The organism is Acidobacteriota bacterium (genome assembly GCA_033549365.1).
Classification (GTDB): Bacteria; Acidobacteriota; Aminicenantia; order Aminicenantales; family Saccharicenantaceae; genus JAWSUF01.
In genome coordinates this window covers 166,593-187,587 of the sequence record JAWSUF010000001.1, presented here as the reverse complement: position 1 = coordinate 187,587, position 20,995 = coordinate 166,593, and the positions used below count along the sequence as shown (strand labels likewise).

Below are 20,995 nucleotides of genomic sequence, written 5' to 3'. Positions count from 1 at the left end.
CCGGAGCCGGAGCGGTCGGGACTCGCCGGGGCCCGGACGCGTCTTGTGAAGGGATCTACCCGAGTCCATAAGGTGGAAGCCGTTAGAATAATCACGAGAAAAAGAGATATCTTCACGGGAGGAAGGGGCTGTGATATAATCGCGGGCATGCTGGACCCCAAAGATATTCTGGAACATATTGATAACGTGAAAGATAGGCTCTCCATGCGGGGCCGCCTTCCGGACCTCGACGCCTTCGTCGCCCTGGCCGAACGGAAAAAGGAAATGCTCCGGAAGGTCGAAGATCTCCGCTCTCTCAAAAACAAGGCCTCGGATGAGGTCTCGCGCATGAAGATGGAAGGCCGCGACGCGTCGGTTCTGATCGCCGAAATGCGCGGCGTCGGCGACGGCCTCAAAACACTCGAAGATGAATTGCGAGCCATCGAAGAGGAAGTGAAAGCCGTTCTTTTAACCTTTCCGAACCTGCCCGATCCGTCGGTTCCGGCCGGAAGCGGTGCGGAGGACAATATCGAGGTGCGGCGGTCGGGTCCGCCTCCGTCTTTCGAATTCGAACCCAAGCCGCACTGGGAAATCGGGGAGACCCTGGGCATCCTTGATTTCGAGAGGGCGGGAAAAATCGCCGGATCCCGATTCGTCGTGTCCCTCCGGGCCGCGGCCCGGCTGGAGCGGGCTCTGATCAATTTCATGCTTGACATCCATGTCCGGGAAGGCGGGTTCACGGAAATCCTGCCTCCCTTCATCGCCAATGCCCAAAGCTTGACCGGAACGGGAAACCTGCCCAAATTCAAGGAGGATTTATTTCAGCTCGAGGGCACCGATCTCTACATGATTCCCACTGCCGAAGTTCCGCTGACCAATTATTATCGTAATGAAATCCTGGACACCGCCGACTTGCCGCGCCGATTCGCCGCCTGGACGCCGTGTTTCCGCAGCGAGGCCGGATCCTACGGCAAGGACATCCGCGGACTTGTCCGCCAGCACCAGTTCAACAAGGTCGAAATGATGATCTTCTCGGTGCCGGAGTCGTCGAACGACGAACTCGAGCGCATGACGGCCTCCGCCGAAGAAGTCCTCCGCCGGCTCGGCCTGGCCTACCGGGTGGTTCTTCTCTGCGCGGGCGACATGGGTTTTGCGAGCGCCAAGACCTATGACCTCGAGGTCTGGATGCCGGGCCGGAAAAGCTACATGGAGATCTCTTCATGCTCCAACTGCAGGGATTTTCAAGCCCGGCGGTCCAATATCCGGTTCCGGCCCGCCCCCAAGGCCAAGCCCGAATTCGTCCACACCCTGAACGGCTCCGGCCTGGCCGTGGGACGCACGGCGGCCGCCATCCTGGAAAATTATCAAATGGCGGACGGCTCGGTCGGGATTCCCGAAGCCCTTCGTCCTTACATGGGGGGATTGAAAAGAATCGCCGCCGACACGCCGTGATCAGGCTCCGGCCGATTCTCCGGCCGGCGGCTCCTTCATGCGGATATAGATGGCCGTCCCGCCGCTTTCCTCGTGAGCCTTGACGTCGAACAGCTTCCCGTGGCTGCGGATGAGCTGGGAGAGCTGCTTGTGACCGTAGGTCCGGGGATCGAAGCCCGGGTCAAGCTGGCGGAGATAAAATCCGATGGTCCCGAGGTTGGCCCACCCGTCTTCCTGGACGGCCATGTCGAACGCTCCCCGAAGGAGGGGCACAGGGTCGTATTTCCGGGATCTGTCTTCCCTGTCCTTGTCTTTTTCGGCCGACTTCTTGACGGAGCTCCGCTGCTCTCCGCGAGGCGTGTCCTTGACCACCAGGTTTTCCGTGTAAATGAAGACATTGCAGGCGTTGACGAAGGCTTTGGGGGTTTTCCGGGCGCCGATGCCCATGACGAAAAAGCCCATCTCCCGAATGCGTGTGGCCAGGCGGGTGTAGTCGCTGTCGCTCGAGACGATGCAGAAGCCGTCGACCAGGTCGCCGTGGAGAATATCCATGGCGTCGATGATCATGGCGCTGTCCGTTGCGTTCTTGCCCACGGTGTAGCGGAACTGCTGGATGGGCTGGATGGCGTTGTCGTTGAGGGTGTTTTTCCAGCCGGACATGTTGACCGTCGTCCAGTCGCCGTAAATACGGCGGATGGTCACGAGGCCGTATTTTCCGGCCTCGGTCATGATCTGGCCGATCAAGGACGGTTGGGCGTTGTCGCCGTCGATGAGAAGAGCGATTTTCTTGGTCCGCATCGCATCGAATTTTTCCATAATTGTCACCTTCCCGCACGGGAGTCTTTTCGGTTCCGGCCCCATCTTACTCTGATTGCCTCCGGACTTCAAGCGGCGCGGCCGCGGTTAGATTAACGGATTCCCCCAAGCCCAAAGAGCGAAAGCCGAAAGGGGAGTTAAAAATCATGCGATGCGCCGAAGTCCGGACACATGTTGTCAGGTTGACCGGAGGGATGTAGAATGAAGCCGTCTCCGGAGGGATGGCCGAGTGGTTGAAGGCGGCGGTCTTGAAAACCGCTACCCGGTTTCCGGGTCGGGGGTTCGAATCCCTCTCCCTCCGCTCTTTATCGCCCCGTTTCCATCAGTGGAGGATTCTGCTAGAATAGTCGGGATTCCGTTCAGCGCGGAGAGGTGCTGGAGTGGCTGAACAGGATCGCCTGCTAAGCGATTGTCTTGGGTTAAACCAGGACCGCGGGTTCGAATCCCGCCCTCTCCGCCATTTTAATCGTCCTTCGAGGAAACAACATGATCAATAAAACACTTCGCCCGGCTTTATGGATCTTTTCCGCATGGCTGGCCTTTTCATCCTGCGCGAGAGCGCCCGAACTCGAAAGCCGGAACGAAGCCCTCGCACTTTTCGAAAATCCCCCGGTCGAATACCGGAGTGTTCCCTTCTGGGTCTGGAACGACGCCATGACCCGGGAACAGATCGACGAGCAATTGACCGACTTCCGGGAGAAAGGCCTGGGCGGCGTTTTCGTTCATCCCCGGCCCGGACTTGTCACTCCCTATCTTTCGGAGAAATGGTTTTCTCTTTTCCGCTACGCTGTGGACACCGCCGCCGGTTTAGGAATGAACGTCTGGATCTATGATGAAAACTCCTACCCCTCGGGATTCGCCGGGGGCCATGTGCCGGCGCAGATGCCCGACGCCGTGCGCTCGGGACTGCGGCTGACCCGCATGACGGTTCTTCCCGATGTCTTTGAGATTGAACCCCTTCTGGTCCAGAACCTGACCCATCGGGGTTTCCAGGATGTGACGGCCGATGCCCTGGCCGGCCGCCTCGGAGATGGGGATTACTATGTCTTCGACGTCGTCCGCCAGCAACCTTCGCCCTGGCACGGCGGATTTCCCTATGTCGATCTTCTGCGGCGGGACGTCACCGAGAGATTCCTGGAAGTCACCCTGAACCCTTACCAGGAGACGGCCGGATCGGAATTCGGCCGGACCATCCCCGGCGTCTTCCAGGACGAGGCGGAAATCTCCCCGGCCGGAGGACGTTCCGCGGTGAGCTTCACTCCGGCGCTTTTTGAGGAGTTTCAAAAACGATGGGGATACAACCTCAAACCCCACTTGGCCTCCCTTTTCGAGGACGCCTTCGATTTCCAGAAAATCCGCCACAATTACCGGTCGGTGCTCCTCGATCTCTTTATCGAGAACTGGGCCAAGCCCTATTTCCAATATTGTGAAGACAACAATCTTGTGTTCACCGGCCATTACTGGGAACATGAATGGCCCGTTCCCCGCGTCTGTCCCGACAACCTGGCCCTGGCCGCCTATGCGCACATGCCCGGAATCGACATCCTGATGAACGAATATGCCACAGGACCGCATGCCCAGTTCGGAAACGCCCGGGCCGTCCGGGAGATCCGGAGCGCCGCCGTTCAGCACGGCCGGACGCGGACGCTGGCCGAAACCTACGGCGCTTCGGGCTGGGATCTGACGTTCGAGGATCAAAAACGGATCGGAGACTGGGCTTATGCGCTCGGCGTCAATTTCCTCAATCAACACCTGTCTTACGCCACGATCCGCGGGGCGCGGAAGCGCGACCATCCTCCGTCGTTTTCCTATCACGCACCCTGGTGGGGATCCTACCGCAGACTGGCCGACTACTTCGCCCGCCTCTCCGCCGTGTTGAGCCTGGGCCGGCCGGCTTCCCGAGTTCTGGTCATCGAGCCGACGACATCCGCCTGGATGTATTATACGCCGCTGATCGCAAAGGGACGGACGCAGTTCATCGGAGAGGAATTTCACAAGTTCATCAATCTCCTGGAAGCCGAACACATTGCCTACGATCTGGCCAGCGAAAAAACGCTGGCCGATTTCGGCCGGGCCCGCTTCCGGTCTCTCTTCGTGGGCCGCGAGGCCTACGATCTTGTCGTGATTCCTCCGGGAATGGAAAACATGAACTCCGAGACCGTCCGTCTTCTCAATCACTATCTTTATAAGGGCGGCAAAGTCATCTCATGGGTTGCGGGGCCGGAATACGTGGATGCCGAAAGATCGGACGATGTGCGGAAGATGGCCGGGGCTTTCGGAGACCGGTGGTTTGCGCCCGGATTGGGATTCGAGAAACTCCATGAGCTTCACCCACCGGAAATCGTTTTCAGGGGTCTGCAGAACGAGGACCGGTTTTTCCATCATCACAGGAAGCTTCGGGATGCGGACATCCTTTTTCTCGTGAACACGGCCGATGACAAAACGGTGTCGGGAACGTTCCGGGCCGCCGGCGGTTCGGTCGAGGCCTGGGATCCGTTCACGGGCCGTACGGCCGCATTTCCCTATAAAACGGAGGGGGGTGGCGAGGTGCGGGTTGAGTTCAGCCTGCCTCCTGCGGGAAGCCTTCTTCTCTGTCTCAGCGTCGAGGCCGGCGAACCGGTTCCGGGAGAGACATGGACGGAAACAGGGATTGCCGCGACGGCGCCGTCGGTGAATCGGGAATCGCTGAATGTCTTGACCCTTGACCACTGCGATCTGCGGATCGATGGTGCGATTTTCAGGAATCTGTATTTTTATGACGCCCAGACCCGCATCTTTCAGGCCCACGGTTTTGAAAGGAATCCCTGGGACCATGCCGTTCAGTTCAAGACTGACATCCTGGACAGGGATGTTTTTTCTGAAAATTCGGGATTCGAGTCCGAGTTCTCATTCGAAATTGCCGGGGGAGGACCGCACCTGGCGACGTTCCGGCTGGTCGCCGAGCGCCCGGATCTCTTCGCCGTTCAAGTCAACGGACGCGACGTTGCGGCCCTTCCCGGCGAGTGGTGGCTGGATAAAGCCTTCGGCGTTTACGACATCGGGGGCGCGGTCCGTCCGGGCCGAAACATCGTGAGGTTGAGGGTCAAACCCTTCACCCTGCACGCCGAGCTTGAATCCGTCTATGTTCTCGGCGATTTCCGGCTGGAACCGTCGGGACGGGGATTCCGGATCCTGCCCCCGCGGCGCCTTGAGCCGGGCGCCTGGAAAGATCAGGGGCTGCCGTTTTACGGCGGCACGGTCCGCTATGAGTCCGAATTCCGGATGGAGAGCCCGCCCGCCCCCGGCCGACGCATTGTTGTCCGGCTTGGTGAGTGGGCCGGATCGGATGTCCGGCTTTTTGTGAATGAACGTGATGCCGGGACGGCGGCTTTCCCTCCCTATGAATGCGACATCACCGATTTCGTCGTCGAAGGCGCGAACACCGTCGTTGTCGCCGTCACGGGCAGCTTGAAGAACACTCTCGGTCCCCATCATGGATCGCCGTTGCGCGGACGGGCCTGGCCGTCCGATTTCCGCAAGGCGCCGGAGGGCGGCCCGCCCCCGGGTTCGGCCTATGATGTTCTGCCCTACGGCTTGTTCGAGAACTTCCGGATCGTCGAACGCCGGCCCGACGCCGGTCATAGCGCCCGGACAGGGTCGTCATGACGGTCCGGAAAACCGGTTTCGACAATTCCTGGTACGTCCGCGAGCAGGCCCGCGCGATCCGGGAGAGAATGGCGCTTTTCGACGGCAAACTCTATCTCGAATTCGGCGGAAAGCTTCTCTTCGACCACCACGCCGCCCGGGTTCTTCCGGGCTACGACCCCAACGTCAAGATGGCTCTTCTGCGCGAACTCCGGGAGCAGGCCGATGTTCTGCTCTGCATTTACGCCGGCGACATCGAGCGCAAAAAGATGCGGGCCGATTTCGGCATCACTTACGACACGGACGCCATGAAAATGATCGACGGTCTCCGGGAAGGCGGGGTCGATGTCGCGGCCGTCGTCATCACCCGCTTCAACGGCCAGCCGGCGGCCCGGATTTTTCGAAACAAGCTCGAACGCCGGGATATCAAGGTTTTTACCCACGCGGCGACGAAGGGATATCCCACGGATGTCGATACCATCGTCAGCGAGGAGGGCTATGGAGCCAACGCCTCGATCGAAACGCGCCGCCGTCTGGTCATCGTGACCGGTCCGGGGCCGGGAAGCGGAAAACTTGCGACCTGCCTGTCCCAGATCCATCACGACCATCGGAAGGGGATAGCCTCAGGCTACGCCAAGTTCGAGACCTTCCCGATCTGGAACCTCCCCCTCAAGCATCCGGTGAACGTGGCCTACGAGGCGGCGACGGCCGACATCGGCGATTTCAACCTCATTGATCCGTTTCACCTCGAAGCTTACGGCAAGACGGCCGTAAACTATAACCGCGACGTCGAGGCTTTCCCCGTGGTCCGGCGGATCCTGGAGAAAATTACGGGCGATCCCTCTGTCTACAGATCTCCGACCGACATGGGCGTCAACACGGCCGGCGGAGGAATCGTCGACGACGCCGTCGTGAAGGAGGCGGCCCGGCAGGAGCTCATCCGGCGCTGGTTCCGTTACCAGTGCGAATATGCCATGGGGCTGACGGAGAAGGAAACCGTCCAGCGGGCCGAGCTGCTGATGAAGGAACTCGGCGTCAAGCCCGAGGACCGGCCGGTCGTCGGCGCCGCGCGGGATGCGGCCGTCGAGGCCAAGGAAAAGGGCAAAGGCCACAAGGGCATCCACTGCGGAGCGGCTCTCGAACTCGCCGACGGTGCGATCCTCACGGGAAAGAACTCCGCGCTGATGCATGCGGCATCCAGCCTCGTCCTCAATGCCGCAAAAACGCTGGCCGGAATTCCCGATGAGATCCACCTTCTGTCCCCGAGCATCATCGAGGCCGTCGCCAACCTCAAGCGCACGCTGGGCGGAGCCTCGTCGGTCAGCCTCGATCTCTCCGAGGTCCTGATCGGCCTGGGCATCAATGCCTCGACCAATCCGGCCGCCCACATGGCACTGGACAAGCTCAAGGGCATTCACGGCTGCGAAGTCCACATGACACACATGCCGACACCCGGCGACGAGGCCGGCTTCCGCCGCCTCGGCGTCAACCTGACCACCGACCCCAACTTCTCGGGTAAAGATTTGTTTGTGATTTGAGGTTGAAGCGTGGGCGGAAACCATATAAAATAAGTAGGGAATAAAAAAGGAGACTGCCCATGAAACCTCGCGAGATCCGCAAAAATGTCCATTGGGTCGGCGCCGTCGACTGGGACCGCCGCCTGTTCGACGCCCTGATCCCGCTGCCCGACGGCACAAGCTATAACGCTTACCTCGTCAGGGGGAGCGAAAAAACCGTTCTTCTCGATGCCGTCGATCCGACGAAGACGGACATTTTGTCCCGCCATCTTGAGGCCGTCCCGAAGATCGATTACATCGTCGCCCACCACGCCGAACAGGACCATTCCGGGGCCATCCTATTCGTTATGGAAAAATACCCCGGAGCCGTCGTCCTCTGTTCGGAAAAGGCCCGGCCCATGTTGATCGACCATCTTATTCTTCCGGAAGACCGGGTCCGCGCGGTCAAGGACGGGGAGACCGTGTCTCTAGGCGGCAAAACCCTGACCTTCGTCTATACCCCCTGGGTCCACTGGCCCGAGACCATGTCCACATATCTGGCCGAAGACAAGATCCTTTTCAGCTGCGATTTCTTCGGCTCCCACCTGGCCACGTCCGACCTGTTTGTCGCCGACGAGGAACGGGTGTATGAGCCGGCCAAGCGCTATTATGCCGAAATCATGATGCCCTTCCGCAAGATCGTCCGCGACAATCTGGAAAAGATTTCGCGCCTGGACATCGAGATCATCGCGCCGAGCCACGGCCCGCTCCACGGCCGGCCCGGCTTCATCATGGATGCCTACCGCGACTGGGCGGGTGACACGCCGAAAAACATCGCGGTCATTCCCTGGGTGTCCATGCACGGATCGACGGCCAAGATGGCCGAATATCTTGTCGAGGGGCTGGCCGAACGCGGCGTTCGCGTCCACCCCTTCAATATGGAATTCGCCGACATCGGCCAGTTGGCCATGAGCCTGGTCGACGCGGCCACGGTCATTGTCGGCACGCCCACGGTTCACGTCGGTCCCCATCCGGCCGTCGTGTCCGCCGTCTACCTGGCCAATGCCCTGCGCCCCAAGGCCCGCTTCGCCTCGGTCTTCGGATCCTACGGATGGGCCACCAAGACCGTGGACGTCATCAAGGGGATGATACCGGCCCTCAAGGTTGAGCTCATCGAGCCCGTTATCTGCCGGGGCTATCCCCGGGACGCGGACTTCCGGGGATTGGATGCCATGGCCGACGCCGTCGCCGCCAAACACGTCGAACTCGGACTTGTCTAAAGTCTGATCTCCGGTTTCCTTCTCTCCAGGAGGGCGTTGACGATCTTGACACTGCCCGAGGGCAGGGGGTACCTCTTGAGAGCACCCGGCGTGACCCAGGCGATGTCCGGCGCCGGAGCCGGCAGGGCGCCGGCCGGCCGGCAGACAAAGGCCGTCAAGTCGACCTGAAAACGGGTGTGGGCATGGCGGATCCGGGCCAGGAATTCGAGTCCTTCAATTTCAATTCCGAGTTCCTCCCTCACCTCCCGTTTCGTGGCCTGCTCGGCGGACTCGCCCGGTTCAATTTTCCCCCCCGGAAACTCCCAGAGATCTCCAAGAAGCCCGCCGGGCGGACGCCTGTGGAGGAGGATGCGCTTGCGGTGGATGATGACGGCGACCGCCGCTTCAAGTTTTTCGATCTTCAGGGTTCGAGGCGCAGGGACAACCTCCTGGAGTCCCAACCGCTCGGCCCCGCAGAACGAACGCACGGGGCAGAGCAGGCAGAAAGGATTTCGCGGCCGGCAGACCAGGGCGCCGAGCTCCATCATCGCCTGGTTGAAGGCGCCAGGTGATTTTTTGGAGATCCAAGCGTTCAACAATTCCCGCAAGACGGGGTCCCGGGGCGCCGGATGATCTGTGCCGGTGCAGATCAATCGCAAAAGCACTCGACGAACATTTCCGTCCAAAACGGGGAGGGTTTTTCCGAAGACGATGCTAAGGACGGCGGCCGTGGTATAGGCTCCGAACCCGGGAAGACGTGACAAGCTTTCGGCGTCGTCGGGAATCCGTCCTCCGTGATTGCGGACAATGGTCCGGGCCGCGGCATGGAGGTTCCGGGCGCGCTGATAATACCCGAGCCCCTGCCAGGCCTTGAGAACTTTCCGTAGAGGAGCTCCCGCCAGAGACTTGATGTCCGGAAACAGACGCATCCACCGTTCGTAATAGGGGATGACCGCCTTGACCGTTGTCTGCTGAAGCATGATTTCGGAGACCCAGACCGCATAAGGGTCGGCCGTCTTCCGCCAGGGAAGTTCCCGGCGGTTCCGGCGGTACCAGTTGAGAAGACGCCTGCGGAAAACAACGGGATCGACGGCAATAAAATTATGCGAACGCATCGTTCTTGTCCAAAATGCTAGAGATAACTTCCGCGAGGCGCAGGGGGAATCCCGGAACAAGCCGTCGGAGGGCCGAGCGGGCACGGATCCGAGACCGCAGGTCAAGGAGAGCGAGAATCGGAGCCGGAGCGGCCGGGCCTCGCCGGGGTCCGGACGCGTCTTGTGAAGGGATTCCCTCGAGCCTTAAAAGCGGAAGTTCATTTGGGCCTCGAGGGCGACAGTCATGAGAATTCACGGACGATCCGGGTCTTCCTTCGGCATCCAGTCTCCGCCCTCCTTGGGCATTTCGGCCAGGAAGGAGGAATCGACCATCATGTGGTAGTCGAGTTCGGGATTGCGGACGGCGACCCGTCCTTCCTCTTCGACTTCCAGGCCGACATGAAGAACGATCTCCCGGTGTTCGCCGCTGTAAGGTTTGACGCGGACCGTGATCACGGCGCCCGGCGGTTCGAGGCCATGGCGGACCCGCTGTCCCGGGGCGTCGACAAAGGTTAGGGCTTCGAGATACTCGACTTTCCGGATGAAGGATTCGATGAGGAACCTGTCGGCGATGCCCTCGATCCCCTCGATCTTCCATGCGGCGTCGAAGCCCTCGCCGTCCTTGAAGGCGGTGATCGTTTTGCCGTCCGCGGTGATCGAGAGCCGGTCGGCCTCCCAACTGTTGAAATCCGCGGCCTTATTTTCTCGGAAGTCCTCGAGCGGCTTTTCGAGATCCTCCAGAATCCGCGTTTCGACGGAGACGACAAGAGGTGATTTGTCCGTGGAAACATAGACATCGTCGCCCGAACGGGCCAGAAAAAAGACCATGTCCTCCTCCAAATCCGCCGCGCTCAGGGCGACCGTGTATCCCGGTTTGTCCAGGCCGAAGGCCTTGAGGTCGGCGGCGGATTTGTCTTCGGCCGCGAAAGACCGGGCCTTGAGCCCGGACAAGGTCTCGAGCAGGGACCGGATCCGGGTGTTCGAAGCCAAAGCCCGGACCGGCGAGGTCAGCCACCAACGGTCGTCCTCCTTGGAGACGTCCCAGGCCTTCGCCCCGGCCTGAACCCGCAGTTTTGAGATGTCCCCGGTCTCGAAGGCGAACACGTCCTTTTTCCGGAAATCAAAGAGTGTTTTATCAAGAGAGAACTTGAGCGTCGAAGCCAGGAGAACAATGCGCTTTTCGTCGTCCCGGCGGGCGAAGAGCGTCCCTCCGATGGGGTTTTCCATGCCGATCTGAATCCGGACGGGTTTCCCCTCGCCCTTCGCCCAGAAGAGGACGTCTCTTTCTCCGATGCCGTAGGATTCGACATCCTCCGGGTCCTCTTCGACGATGCGTTCGATCCGAAGGCGGGCGAAGTTCCGGACGAGATTGTCGACTTCATAGACGTCGGCCGGCGCCCGGAGAGGCGCGGCGATCATCCAGATTCCGGCCTCATCCCGATCGAAGACGATGACGCCGTCGCCGGCGGGAACCGACATCTTTTCGATGTCGGTCTCTTCGAATTCGGTCAGAAGGGCTTCCCGGTCCTTTCTGTCCTCCGACGACTTCGTCCGCGATTCGAAAACGAGGTAGGCCGTCAGGAGGACAACGAAGACGATGAGCAGGATCAGCGTTGTCCGGAACTTCACAGAGCCCTCCTTCTGAGCCAGACGCTCAATCCCAGAAGCAGCACGGCCAGGGGAAGCACAACGACGCTCGTGAAGAAGATCAACCGGCCCTGGGACGGCGTCAGCCGAAGGGTGCGCGGGGCTGCGGTTCGGGGCTGGATGGAGATGAGGTCGGCTTCCTCGGTCAGCCAGTTGACGGTGTTGAGGAAAAAGTTTCCGTTCCCGGAGAAGTTGAAATAGCGGTTGGTGATGAAGTCGGAGTCGCCGAAGACGGCGATGCGGCCCTCGCTGTCGGGATGCGGGAGATCGGGTTCCTCCGGCCGGAAAAGGGCTTCGGCCGATCCGGAAATCGTGCCGACGACGGCCAGGGAAATCGGACCGGGGCGGTCCTTGTCCGGATCGAACCGGACCTCTTTCTGGTCGAGCTGGCGCTCGGCCCAGGCATTGGAGCTCGTTCGGGCCAGAACCGTCAGAGAAACACCGTCCGGCAGCGGATCTTCGAGTTCGACCGACCGGGCGAAGGGGAAGAACGTGGCGTATCGGAAATTGCGGCTGATCTCGTGACTTTCGTATTCGCTGACGACGGGCATGAAATAATCGCCGCCGAGAAGACGCGAGACCGTGTCCACGATGAGGTCATCTTCGAGGCGGATTCCGAATTCATGCAGAAAAGGGATCATGTCCGGCGCGGTCTCCGGATCGATCATGAGAAACACCCGGCCGCCCCGCCCGAGATACCGGCGGATGGACACCTTCTCGTCGGGAAGGAGGTCCTTCCGCGGACCGGGAACGATCAGGAGATCGCAGTCGGCGGGAAAGGTTTCCGTAAGCGCCAGGGTCATCTTCCCGACTTCGTAACCCATTTTTTCGAGCTCGTTTTTTGCCTGCGAAAAGCCTCCGTCTCCGCTCTCCTCGATGCTCGGCTGGCCGTGACCTTCAAGGAAATAAATGGTCTTTTTGCCGTCGCGCGTGATCTTGATCAGGGTGTTGGTGATCTCCTCTTCCGTGGTCGATGTGATCCGGCTTTCCCGGTCCAGGTATTCCAGGACGGTTGTCCCGTCCTGGGTGATATCGTAGCGCTTGACCAGGCCGGGATTTTTATCCGGATCGATGAACTCATAGGAGAATTTTCCGGAGTGATAGGCATAGATTTTGAGGAGGTTTTCCATGGCGCCCCGGCCGAAGTGGATGTCCCGGAAAAAGGCTTTGGCTCGGACGTCGTGTTTCAGATTCTTGAGAACCGTCACGGACTGGTCGGACAGGCTGTGGAGCTTGGTCTCGGTGAAGTCGATGCGATAGCGCTGCTTGGCCAGAAAAACATTGACCAGAACGAGAATGGCCAGGACGATAACAACGATGAGAACCATGTTGCTCGAATAGAGGAAAGATTTCCGCTTGAAATTTTTCTTGAGGTGGGAGAGATGAAGGACAAGATAGACGATGAGTGCGGCCACGCCGAGACCGGCGATGATCAGAGCGGCCGTTTTTCGATGGGGCCAGATGCGCAGGGCCGCGAGCCCGGCGAACACGAGCGTCAGGCCGAGGGAGTTGAGATGGCTTTTTATCTTGTTCATGTCGTTATCTCCACCGCCGCGACTGGATCACGGCATGCGTCAGGAACAGACCGAAAAAGGCGAAGCTCAGATAGTAAACGACATCCGACGTGTCCAGGATGCCCCGGGTCATGTCGTCGAAGTGCTGGAAGAATGACAGATAGTTGAGAACGTCCTGCCAGATTCCTCCGGCGGCATTGGCCGCCCAGCCCATCACCCAGAACAGAAGAAGGGCGCCGAAAGTCAGGATGGCGGCGACGATCTGATTTTCGGTCAGAGAGGAAAAGAAGAGGCCGACGGCGATGAAAGCCGCCCCCATGAGGAAGAGGCCGAGATATCCGTTGAGAAGAGGCGCGATCTGGGGGTTGCCGTAGGCGAAGGTGAATATCGAGAGCAGACCGGACAACAGGAGCATGGCGGCGAGCACGGCGAGGGATGCCAGGTATTTTCCGAAAATGATCTGGTTGACGGAGACCGGGGAGGTGAAGAGAAGCTCTTCGGTCCCGATTTTCTTTTCTTCGGCGAACAGCCTCATGGTCAGGAGCGGCAGCATCAGAAGAAGAATGATGCTGATGTTGTGAAAGAGCGGGGTGAAAACCATCTGGTTGATGTTGATCTGCTGGAAATAGGTGGGATTTTGAGCCATCTGCATGGCCTGGGAGTTGAACCACCAGACGAGGCTGTAGAAAAAAAAGCCCGTCAGCAGAAGAAACACGGCGATCACAACGTAGGCGATCGGCGATGTGAAATAAGCCTGGATCTCTCTTTTGGCGATGGACAGGATATTTCTCATGATTCGAGACCTCCCGAGACGATCTTGAGATAGAGATCTTCGATGTTCATCCCCAGGGACTTCATTTCCAGAAGCCCGAGGTCCTTTTCGACGACGGTGCGGGCGACCGCTTCGCGGAGATCTCGTCCCCGGCTCCAGGCGACTTCGATTTCGGAATCCCGGATCGCCGCGGTGTCGACGCCGGGAATCGCCCGGAGCGCCGCTGTGGACTCGGGTCCGGACTTGCGAAGCTTGAGAACGACGCCGTCCGTCGATCGGGCCGAGGCCGTCAGCTCGTCGAGCGTTCCCGAGGCCATGAGCCGGCCTTCGTTGATGATGGTCACGCCGTCGCAGACCTGGGTGACTTCGGCCAGAAGATGGGTGGACAGGATGATCGTCCTTTCGCCTCTCAACGATCGGATGAGTTCCCGGATTTCGATGATCTGGGCGGGGTCGAGCCCGATCGTCGGCTCGTCGAGAATCAGGATCTGCGGGTCATGGATCAGAGCCTGGGCGATGCCGACCCGTTGCTTGAATCCACGGGAAATGTTCTTGATCAGACGCCCCCGGACCGTTTCGAGCCCGGCCGAGCGCACGGCGCGGACGACGGCCTCCTTTTTTTTCGCCTTGGGAACCTGTTTGATCGCGGCCACGAATCCCAGGTAGGAGGCCACGGTCATTTCCGGGTAGAGCGGGACGTTTTCGGGCAGATAGCCCAGGATTCTCTTGGCCGCGTCGGGGCGTTCGAAGACATCGATGCCCGCAACACGCGCGGCGCCGTCCGTGGCCGGAAGAAACCCGGTTAAAATCCGCATGGTGGTCGTTTTCCCCGCCGCATTCGGCCCGAGGAGCCCCCAGATTTTTCCCTGCGGGACCTCGAAGCTCAGCTTTTTGACGGCCGGGAAGTCGCCGTACTTCTTGACGAGATCCTGAACTTCAATCATGTTGAACCTCCATATCGACAAAACCGGAACGCGGTTCCGGTCGTTGCCTCACATCTTTTCCGGGATCGGAATGCCCATCAGGGCGAGAGCCGCGCCGAGCGTCCGGCGGGCGGCGGCTATCGTCAAAAGCCGGATGTTCCGGAGTTCGGGATCGGTTTCCGAAAGGATCGGATAGCGGTGGTAATAGGAGTTGATTTTCTGGCAGAGAGTGAACGCGAAGCGGGCCAGATGGGAAAACTCCAGGGCGGCGACGGACCGCACAACGTCCTCTTCGATGGAGGACATGACCGTCACAAGATCCCAGGTGTCCGCAAGTTCCTTTTCCGGAAGACGGGTCAGGGACGGCGGGGCGGTCTCGAGGGTGTGAAGGGCGGTCTCGGCTGTTTTGTCACGTTCCCGCAATTTCCGGAAAATGCTGTTCATCCGGACCGCCGTGTATTGCAGATAGGGACCGGTTTCCCCCTCGAAACTCAGAACCTCGTCGAAGTCGAAGACGATGAGCGAGTTCCGGGAAAACTTCAGCATGAAATACCTCAGGGCGCCGCAGGCGACATGGCGGGCGACTTCGGCCGCCGCTTCCGGATCGAGTTCGGGATTGCGGCCGGAGACTTCCGCCCGGGCCTTCTCCTCGAGCCGGTCCAAAAGGTCGTCGGCCTTGACGCCCAGGCCCTTTCGGCCGGAGACCTCGAGAAAAGCCCGGTCCTTCTCTTCGTCCGTGGCCTGATAGCCGAGTTCCTCGAGACTCTTCGGGGATAAGGCCACCATCTCGTAGGAGAAATGAATGGATTTTGCCGCCTGATTCTCATATTTCAGAGATTTCAGTCCCTGGACGACGACCTTCTGCAGATAGGCCTGCCGGGAGTCGATAACGTTGTAGACCCGGGAGCCGCGGCCGAAGGACGGGCTGTTTGGTTGGGGCGAAGGCGTGGTGATCCAGACCGTTCGGCCGGCGTCTTCGATGAACGGCTCATAATAGAAATCCCGGTCGAGAAGGCCGAATTTCCAGAGCTGGTAGGCGATGTCTTTGCCGACATAAGTCACGGTGCCGTCGGACCGGACGATGATTTTCTCCCGGTCGGGCTCGTCCTCGAGGCGCATGACCCAGCATCCGGCGTTGTCGCCGCTTCCGACGTAATGAATCGCCTGCCGTTCCTTGAGCCGTTCGAAGGCTTTTTCCCAGAAGGCCTGGCGCAGGATGGAGCTTTCGCAGGGCAGGACATCGTAGGAAATTCCGAGCCGGTTCATGGTGGCCAGGTGAGCCCTCAGAATGCGGCGCGAGACGGCGTGGGCCAGACCGGCTTCGGGATCTTCGCCGTGCTCGATTTTCTTGAGGATCCCGGCCTTGCGTTCACCGCTTTCAGGATGGGCGGCCAGGTGGGGGGATATGCGGGCATAAAGATCCCAACAATAGTAATCGAATTTCCCGGGGATACGGTCCAGTTCGGCGGGCGATGAAATTCCCTCGAGTTCCATCAGCCCGAAGACGACGTCCACCACCTGGACACCGGTGTCGTCGACATAATTCTGGACTTCGACGTTCTCGCCCCGATGCCGCTGGCAACGGGCCAGGGTGTCGCCGAGACAGGCGTTTCGGAGATGCCCGACGTGGGCCGCCTTGTTCGGATTGATGTTGGTGTGTTCGATAATGATCTTGTCTTCCTCGGGAATCGGGACTGTGCGATCGGTGTCCCTGAGAACCGCCGCAAAGAATGCCGTCCGATCGAGGAAAAGATTGATGTATCCCGCCCCGGCGATATCCAGGCGCTCGACACCATCGAGGGGGAGAAGACGTCCCGCGATTTCCGAGGCCAGAGCCCGGGGATTGGTCTTGAGCCGGCGGGCGAGCTGGAAAGGAAAGGCCAGGGCGATGTCGCCCAGGGCGGCGTTCGGCGTCGGCGTGAAATCGATGTCGCCCGGCTCCAGAGGATAGGTATCCCCGAGCCTTTCGGCGATCTGTTTTTTCAGGCGGTTTTTGAAGTCGATCATGGCCATTTATTATAGCAAAATCATGGTTTGGGACAAGAACTTGCGCGACTTTGCGGGATGTGGTATCCATGGATGTCATCATTTCCGAAAGGACGCCATCATGAAACTGACCCGTTTGAATTCTTTTCACAAGAAACTCGGCGGCCGGATGGTTGAGTTTTTCGGCTGGGAAATGCCCGTCGAATTCAAGGGAATCATCGACGAGCACATGGCCGTCCGGACCCGGGCCGGACTGTTCGATGTCGGGCATATGGGCGAAATTCATATCGAAGGCCCGGACGCCCTGCCTTTTGTTCAATACCTGACGCCCAACGACGCCTCGCGTCTCAAGGCCGGCATGGTTCAGTACACGGCCCTGACGACTCCCGAGGGGACTTTTGTCGACGATATGCTGGTTTATTTCCTGGCGGAGAACACTTATCTGCTCGTCGTCAACGCCTCGAACACCGACAAGGATTTCGCCTGGATCGTCGACCACAGGGAAAATTTCGATGTCCGCATCGAGAACAGGAGCGACGCGTATTCCCAGATCGCCGTCCAGGGACCGAAAGCCCAGGCGATTCTCTCGCCGCTGACCGATGTCGATCTCGACGGCATGAAGACCTTCCGGTCGGCTTTCGGCAAGGCGGCCGGCATCGACGCCCTCATTTCCCGCACCGGATATACGGGTGAGGACGGGTTTGAAATCTACACCACCGATCCCGATCCGGGAAAAATCTGGGAGGCCCTTCTCGAGCAGGGCCGGGAAGCCGGCGTTCTTCCCGTGGGTCTGGGCGCCCGCGACACCCTCAGACTCGAAGCCAAGCTGATGCTTTACGGAAACGACATCAGCGACAAAACGACGGTTCTCGAGGCGGATCTCAAGTGGATCGTCAAGTTTCAGAAAGGCGATTTCCTCGGCAAGGCCGCCCTGGAAAAACAGCAGGCCGAGGGTTTGAAGAGAAAGATCGCCGGTTTCGAAATCATCGACAAGGGCATCGCCCGTCCCCATTATCCCATTCTGGCGGACGGACGGCCGGTCGGCGAGGTCTGTTCCGGGACGTTTTCGCCGTTTCTCAAAAAGGCCATCGGGCTGGCCTACCTTCCCATCGACCTGACGGCTCCGGGGACGGAGATCGCGGTCGTGGTCCGGGACCGGACTCTTGCGGCCCGTGTCGTCCCGACTCCGTTTTATAAAAGAGGCGAGGCATAAATCCGCGCTCCGGCGCAGGCAAGATAAAAAAGGAGGCTTATGATGTATCCCAACGATTATTCCTATTCCAAGGACCATGAATGGATCAAGATCGAGGGCGGTGAGGCGATCATCGGCATCACCGACTACGCCCAGAAACAGCTCGGCGACATCATTTTTGTTGAGCTCCCCGCCGTAGGGAAAGCGTTGGACGCCGGACAGCCCATCGGCGTCGTCGAATCCGTGAAATCGGTCTCGGACATCTACGCCCCGATCGGAGGCGAGATCGCGGCCGTCAACGAAAAACTCACCCAGGCCGCCGACTTGATCAACAAGGATCCCCACGGCGGAGGCTGGATCGTCCGGATGAAAATTCGCGACAAGGCCGAATTGGACGGCCTGATGACTGCGTCCGATTACGAAAAACACATCGAAAGCCTCGAAAGCTGAGCCTGCCGATATGAGCTATCTCTCATTAAGCGAAAGGGACAGAAAGGAGATGCTGGAAAGGATCGGCGTCTCCTCGGTCGATGATCTTTTCTGCTGCATTCCCGAGGCCATTCATCTGAAGAAAGACCTCGATCTGCCGGGGCCGCTCTCGGAAATGGAGCTTGCGGCCGAAATCCAGGCGATCGCCGGCCGGAATGCTCCGGCCGGGATCCTCTCTTTCATGGGCGGCGGCGCTTACCCCCATTTCATCCCTTCGGTCGTCGATTATCTGAGTTCGCGGGGCGAATTCGTCAGTCCCTACACCCCCTATCAGCCCGAGGTCAGTCAGGGGACGCTTCAGGTTATCTTCGAATTCCAAACCCTGATCTGCCAATTGACCGGTCTGGACATTGCCAACGCGTCCCTTTATGAGGGAGCGACGGCCGCCGCCGAGGCCGTTCTTATGGCCCAAAGAGTGACGGGAAAGGCCAAGGTTCTGGTCGCCGCATCCCTTCATCCTCAATACCGGGAGGTCATCCGGACCTATGTCCGCAACCTCGATCTGACTGTTGAGGAGGTTCCCTTCACCGAACGGGGAACCGTGGATGCCGCGGCCCTGGACAAGGCCCTGGATGACGGCACGGCCGCCGTGCTTTTCCAGTCGCCCAACTATTTCGGTGTCTGCGAAGATGTCCGTTCGATCTCCACGGCCGCCAAAACCAAAGGCGCTCTGTCCGTCGCCATGGTCGCGGAAGCCCTGTCCCTGGCTCTTTTGGAAGCGCCGGGCAAGCTGGGGGCCGATATCGTCGCCGGCGAAGCGCAATCCTTCGGGATTCCGCTCGGATTCGGCGGCCCTTATCTCGGGTTCATGGCCGCCCGCAAGGAATACCTGAGGCAGCTTCCGGGGCGCATCTGCGGACAAACGACCGACGTCGAGGGGCAAAGAGGATACGTTCTCACGCTGTCCACCCGCGAACAACACATTCGCAGGGAAAAGGCCACGTCGAACATTTGCACGAACCAGGCCCTCTGCGCCTTGAGGGCGACGATCTACCTGGCCGCGATGGGCCGGGAAGGTCTCCGGAGGGCCGCCCGGCACAACGTCGCGAAAACAGCCTATGCCCTGGAAAAACTTCTTGCCGTCCGCGGCGTTGAAAGACGATTTTCCGGGCCTGTGTTCAACGAATTCGTCATCCAACTTCCCAAACCCTGGCTCGACGTCGACAAGGCGCTCCGGAAGAAGGGCATCCGGGGCGGGATCGGGCTGGACAAGTCGGGTCCCGGATTCGAACGCTGTGTCCTGGTCTGTATCACCGAACTCCATGCCGGAGAGGACATCGACCGCCTGGCCGCCGGACTCGAGGAGGTGCTCCGATGATCCGCGAAATCCGCGAACCGCTCCTTTTTGAAATCAGTGCCGAAGGCAAGGGATGTTCTTACCTGGCGCCTCTGGACGTTCCCGAAAGCGCCGAGACGCTTTCCGGGGTCGCTCTGAGGGAAACCATTGAGGGATTTCCCGAAGTCTCCGAAACCGAAGTCACCCGTCATTTCACGCGGTTGTCCCAAAAGAATTATTGTGTGGACATGGGCATCTACCCCCTGGGGTCCTGCACCATGAAATACAATCCGAAGATCAACGAGAAGCTTTCGTCCCTTCCGGCCTTTACGGAGTCCCATCCCCAGGCGCCGGAGGAGGACATCCAGGGAAACCTGGAAGTCCTCAAGCTGACGGAAAAGCTTCTTTCCGAAATCACGGGGATGGACGCCTTTTCCCTGCAGCCGGCCGCCGGCGCCCATGGGGAACTTGCCGGGATGATGCTCATCCGGGCCCTTCTCGAGGACAGGGGAGACCCGCGCAAATTCGTCCTCATTCCCGATTCCGCCCACGGCACCAACCCGTCTTCGGCCCATATCTGCGGATACACCGTCAAGGAAATCAAGTCCAACGCCGCCGGAATGATCGACCTCGGCAATCTGGCCGAGGCCATGTCGGACGAGGTCGCCGCCCTCATGGTGACGAATCCCAACACTCTCGGCGTTTTCGAATCGGAAATCCTCGAGGCCACCCGGATCGTTCACGACAAGGGCGGGCTGGTTTACATGGACGGCGCCAACATGAATGCTCTGACCGGGATCGTCCGGCCGGGCGACATGGGCGTCGATGTTCTCCATTTGAACCTGCATAAGACTTTTTCCACACCTCACGGCGGGGGAGGGCCGGGTTCGGGTCCGGTCGGAGTCAAGAAAATCCTCGAGCCGTATCTTCCCGTCCCGGTTGTGGTCGAAAAAGAGGGGCGGTTCGCCATCGACACCGATCGGCCCAAGTCGATCGGCCGGATGAGAAGCTTCTTCGCCAATTATCTGGTCGTCGTCCGGGCTCTCTGCTACATTTTGAGTCTTGGGCCCCGGGGGATGCGCGAAATCGCGGAGACGGCCGTCCTGAACGCCAACTACATCCGTAAAAGCCTTGAAGGCTTGTATCACCTGAAATACGACGCGCCGACTCTCCACGAATGCGTTTTTTCCGACAAGCGGCAGAAGGAGCACGGCGTTTCCAATCTGGACATCGCCAAGCGGCTGATCGATACCGGGGTTCATCCGCCGACGATGTCTTTCCCCTTGATCGTCCACGGCGCCCTGATGATCGAGCCGACGGAGACGGAAAGCCGCCGCGATCTGGATCTCTTCATCGAGGCCATGGTCAAGATCGCCGGGGAAGCCGAAAAGGACCCTGAGGTCCTTCGTTCCGCCCCCCATATCACCTATGTCCGGAGGCTGGACGAAACGGGAGCGGCCCGCAACCCCGTTCTCCGGTGGGAGAAAAACCCCTGAC

The 20,995-nt window shown here is 59.8% G+C and carries 15 protein-coding genes and 2 tRNA genes; 10 read left to right on the top strand and 7 right to left on the bottom strand.

What is annotated here, in order from left to right; genetic code table 11:
* Positions 1-147: 147 nt before the first annotated feature.
* On the top strand, positions 148-1,431 hold the full coding sequence (serS, locus tag SCM96_00765; protein ID MDW7759153.1) for a serine--tRNA ligase: 1,284 nt from the start codon (positions 148-150) through the stop codon (positions 1,429-1,431).
* On the opposite strand, the gene SCM96_00760 is transcribed toward serS, so the two are convergent.
* Positions 1,432-2,226, bottom strand: a complete 795-nt coding sequence (locus SCM96_00760) for an NYN domain-containing protein (protein ID MDW7759152.1) — start codon at positions 2,224-2,226, stop codon at positions 1,432-1,434.
* A 215-nt stretch (positions 2,227-2,441) separates the two neighbouring features.
* Here SCM96_00760 and SCM96_00755 point away from each other — a divergent pair.
* From SCM96_00755 to SCM96_00735, 5 genes are all read left to right on the top strand, one after another.
* A tRNA-Ser gene (locus tag SCM96_00755) sits at positions 2,442-2,527 on the top strand.
* Positions 2,528-2,592: 65 nt separating this feature from the next.
* Positions 2,593-2,686: transfer RNA gene (locus SCM96_00750), tRNA-Ser, on the top strand.
* A gap of 26 nt (positions 2,687-2,712) precedes the next feature.
* Complete coding sequence (locus SCM96_00745) at positions 2,713-5,871, top strand: glycosyl hydrolase (protein MDW7759151.1); 3,159 nt, start codon at positions 2,713-2,715, stop codon at positions 5,869-5,871.
* The gene (locus SCM96_00740; GenBank protein MDW7759150.1) at positions 5,868-7,388 is read left to right on the top strand and encodes a DUF1846 domain-containing protein; all 1,521 of its coding nucleotides are present in this window, start codon (positions 5,868-5,870) and stop codon (positions 7,386-7,388) included. The genes SCM96_00745 and SCM96_00740 overlap by 4 nt, the downstream gene beginning before the upstream one ends.
* 59 nt (positions 7,389-7,447) lie before the next feature.
* Positions 7,448-8,626, top strand: a complete 1,179-nt coding sequence (locus SCM96_00735; GenBank protein MDW7759149.1) for an FprA family A-type flavoprotein — start codon at positions 7,448-7,450, stop codon at positions 8,624-8,626.
* Here the strand turns inward: SCM96_00735 and mutY are convergent.
* The 6 genes from mutY to SCM96_00705 form a co-directional block, all read right to left on the bottom strand.
* Positions 8,623-9,720 carry an A/G-specific adenine glycosylase gene (gene mutY / locus SCM96_00730; GenBank protein ID MDW7759148.1) on the bottom strand — a complete coding sequence of 366 codons (1,098 nt, stop codon included), beginning with the start codon at positions 9,718-9,720 and terminating at the stop codon, positions 8,623-8,625. The two genes, SCM96_00735 and mutY, sit on opposite strands and share 4 nt — an antisense overlap.
* Positions 9,721-9,951: 231 nt before the next feature.
* Complete coding sequence (locus SCM96_00725; GenBank protein MDW7759147.1) at positions 9,952-11,328, bottom strand: DUF4340 domain-containing protein; 1,377 nt, start codon at positions 11,326-11,328, stop codon at positions 9,952-9,954.
* Complete coding sequence (locus SCM96_00720; protein MDW7759146.1) at positions 11,325-12,881, bottom strand: Gldg family protein; 1,557 nt, start codon at positions 12,879-12,881, stop codon at positions 11,325-11,327. Before SCM96_00720 ends, SCM96_00725 begins: the two co-directional genes overlap by 4 nt.
* A 4-nt stretch (positions 12,882-12,885) precedes the next feature.
* A complete protein-coding gene (locus tag SCM96_00715) occupies positions 12,886-13,653 on the bottom strand; it encodes an ABC transporter permease subunit (protein ID MDW7759145.1) in 768 nt (255 codons plus the stop codon).
* The gene (locus SCM96_00710; protein MDW7759144.1) at positions 13,650-14,576 is read right to left on the bottom strand and encodes an ABC transporter ATP-binding protein; all 927 of its coding nucleotides are present in this window, start codon (positions 14,574-14,576) and stop codon (positions 13,650-13,652) included. The genes SCM96_00715 and SCM96_00710 overlap by 4 nt, the downstream gene beginning before the upstream one ends.
* A 48-nt stretch (positions 14,577-14,624) precedes the next feature.
* On the bottom strand, positions 14,625-16,562 hold the full coding sequence (locus SCM96_00705; GenBank protein MDW7759143.1) for an arginine--tRNA ligase: 1,938 nt from the start codon (positions 16,560-16,562) through the stop codon (positions 14,625-14,627).
* Here SCM96_00705 and gcvT point away from each other — a divergent pair.
* The 4 genes from gcvT to gcvPB are packed head-to-tail and all read left to right on the top strand — an operon-like array spanning position 16,561 to position 20,994.
* Positions 16,561-17,754 carry a glycine cleavage system aminomethyltransferase GcvT gene (gcvT, locus tag SCM96_00700; GenBank protein ID MDW7759142.1) on the top strand — a complete coding sequence of 398 codons (1,194 nt, stop codon included), beginning with the start codon at positions 16,561-16,563 and terminating at the stop codon, positions 17,752-17,754. The genes SCM96_00705 and gcvT overlap by 2 nt on opposite strands.
* Before the next feature lie 39 nt (positions 17,755-17,793).
* A complete protein-coding gene (gene gcvH / locus SCM96_00695; GenBank protein ID MDW7759141.1) occupies positions 17,794-18,183 on the top strand; it encodes a glycine cleavage system protein GcvH in 390 nt (129 codons plus the stop codon).
* A gap of 10 nt (positions 18,184-18,193) precedes the next feature.
* Complete coding sequence (gcvPA, locus tag SCM96_00690) at positions 18,194-19,540, top strand: aminomethyl-transferring glycine dehydrogenase subunit GcvPA (protein MDW7759140.1); 1,347 nt, start codon at positions 18,194-18,196, stop codon at positions 19,538-19,540.
* On the top strand, positions 19,537-20,994 hold the full coding sequence (gene gcvPB, locus SCM96_00685) for an aminomethyl-transferring glycine dehydrogenase subunit GcvPB (protein MDW7759139.1): 1,458 nt from the start codon (positions 19,537-19,539) through the stop codon (positions 20,992-20,994). The genes gcvPA and gcvPB overlap by 4 nt, the downstream gene beginning before the upstream one ends.
* Position 20,995: the final 1 nt, after the last annotated feature.

Bases quoted from the DNA above. Each gene is read 5' to 3' on its own strand.
- gcvT (MDW7759142.1), top strand. From the start codon at position 16,561: ATGGCCATTTATTATAGCAAAATCATGGTTTGGGACAAGAACTTGCGC.
- SCM96_00760 (MDW7759152.1), bottom strand. From the start codon at position 2,226: ATGGAAAAATTCGATGCGATGCGGACCAAGAAAATCGCTCTTCTCATC.
- SCM96_00735 (MDW7759149.1), top strand. From the start codon at position 7,448: ATGAAACCTCGCGAGATCCGCAAAAATGTCCATTGGGTCGGCGCCGTC.
- mutY (MDW7759148.1), bottom strand. From the start codon at position 9,720: ATGCGTTCGCATAATTTTATTGCCGTCGATCCCGTTGTTTTCCGCAGG.
- SCM96_00720 (MDW7759146.1), bottom strand. From the start codon at position 12,881: ATGAACAAGATAAAAAGCCATCTCAACTCCCTCGGCCTGACGCTCGTG.
- SCM96_00710 (MDW7759144.1), bottom strand. From the start codon at position 14,576: ATGATTGAAGTTCAGGATCTCGTCAAGAAGTACGGCGACTTCCCGGCC.
- gcvH (MDW7759141.1), top strand. From the start codon at position 17,794: ATGATGTATCCCAACGATTATTCCTATTCCAAGGACCATGAATGGATC.
- SCM96_00740 (MDW7759150.1), top strand. From the start codon at position 5,868: ATGACGGTCCGGAAAACCGGTTTCGACAATTCCTGGTACGTCCGCGAG.
- gcvPA (MDW7759140.1), top strand. From the start codon at position 18,194: ATGAGCTATCTCTCATTAAGCGAAAGGGACAGAAAGGAGATGCTGGAA.
- SCM96_00745 (MDW7759151.1), top strand. From the start codon at position 2,713: ATGATCAATAAAACACTTCGCCCGGCTTTATGGATCTTTTCCGCATGG.
- SCM96_00705 (MDW7759143.1), bottom strand. From the start codon at position 16,562: ATGATCGACTTCAAAAACCGCCTGAAAAAACAGATCGCCGAAAGGCTC.
- serS (MDW7759153.1), top strand. From the start codon at position 148: ATGCTGGACCCCAAAGATATTCTGGAACATATTGATAACGTGAAAGAT.
- SCM96_00715 (MDW7759145.1), bottom strand. From the start codon at position 13,653: ATGAGAAATATCCTGTCCATCGCCAAAAGAGAGATCCAGGCTTATTTC.
- gcvPB (MDW7759139.1), top strand. From the start codon at position 19,537: ATGATCCGCGAAATCCGCGAACCGCTCCTTTTTGAAATCAGTGCCGAA.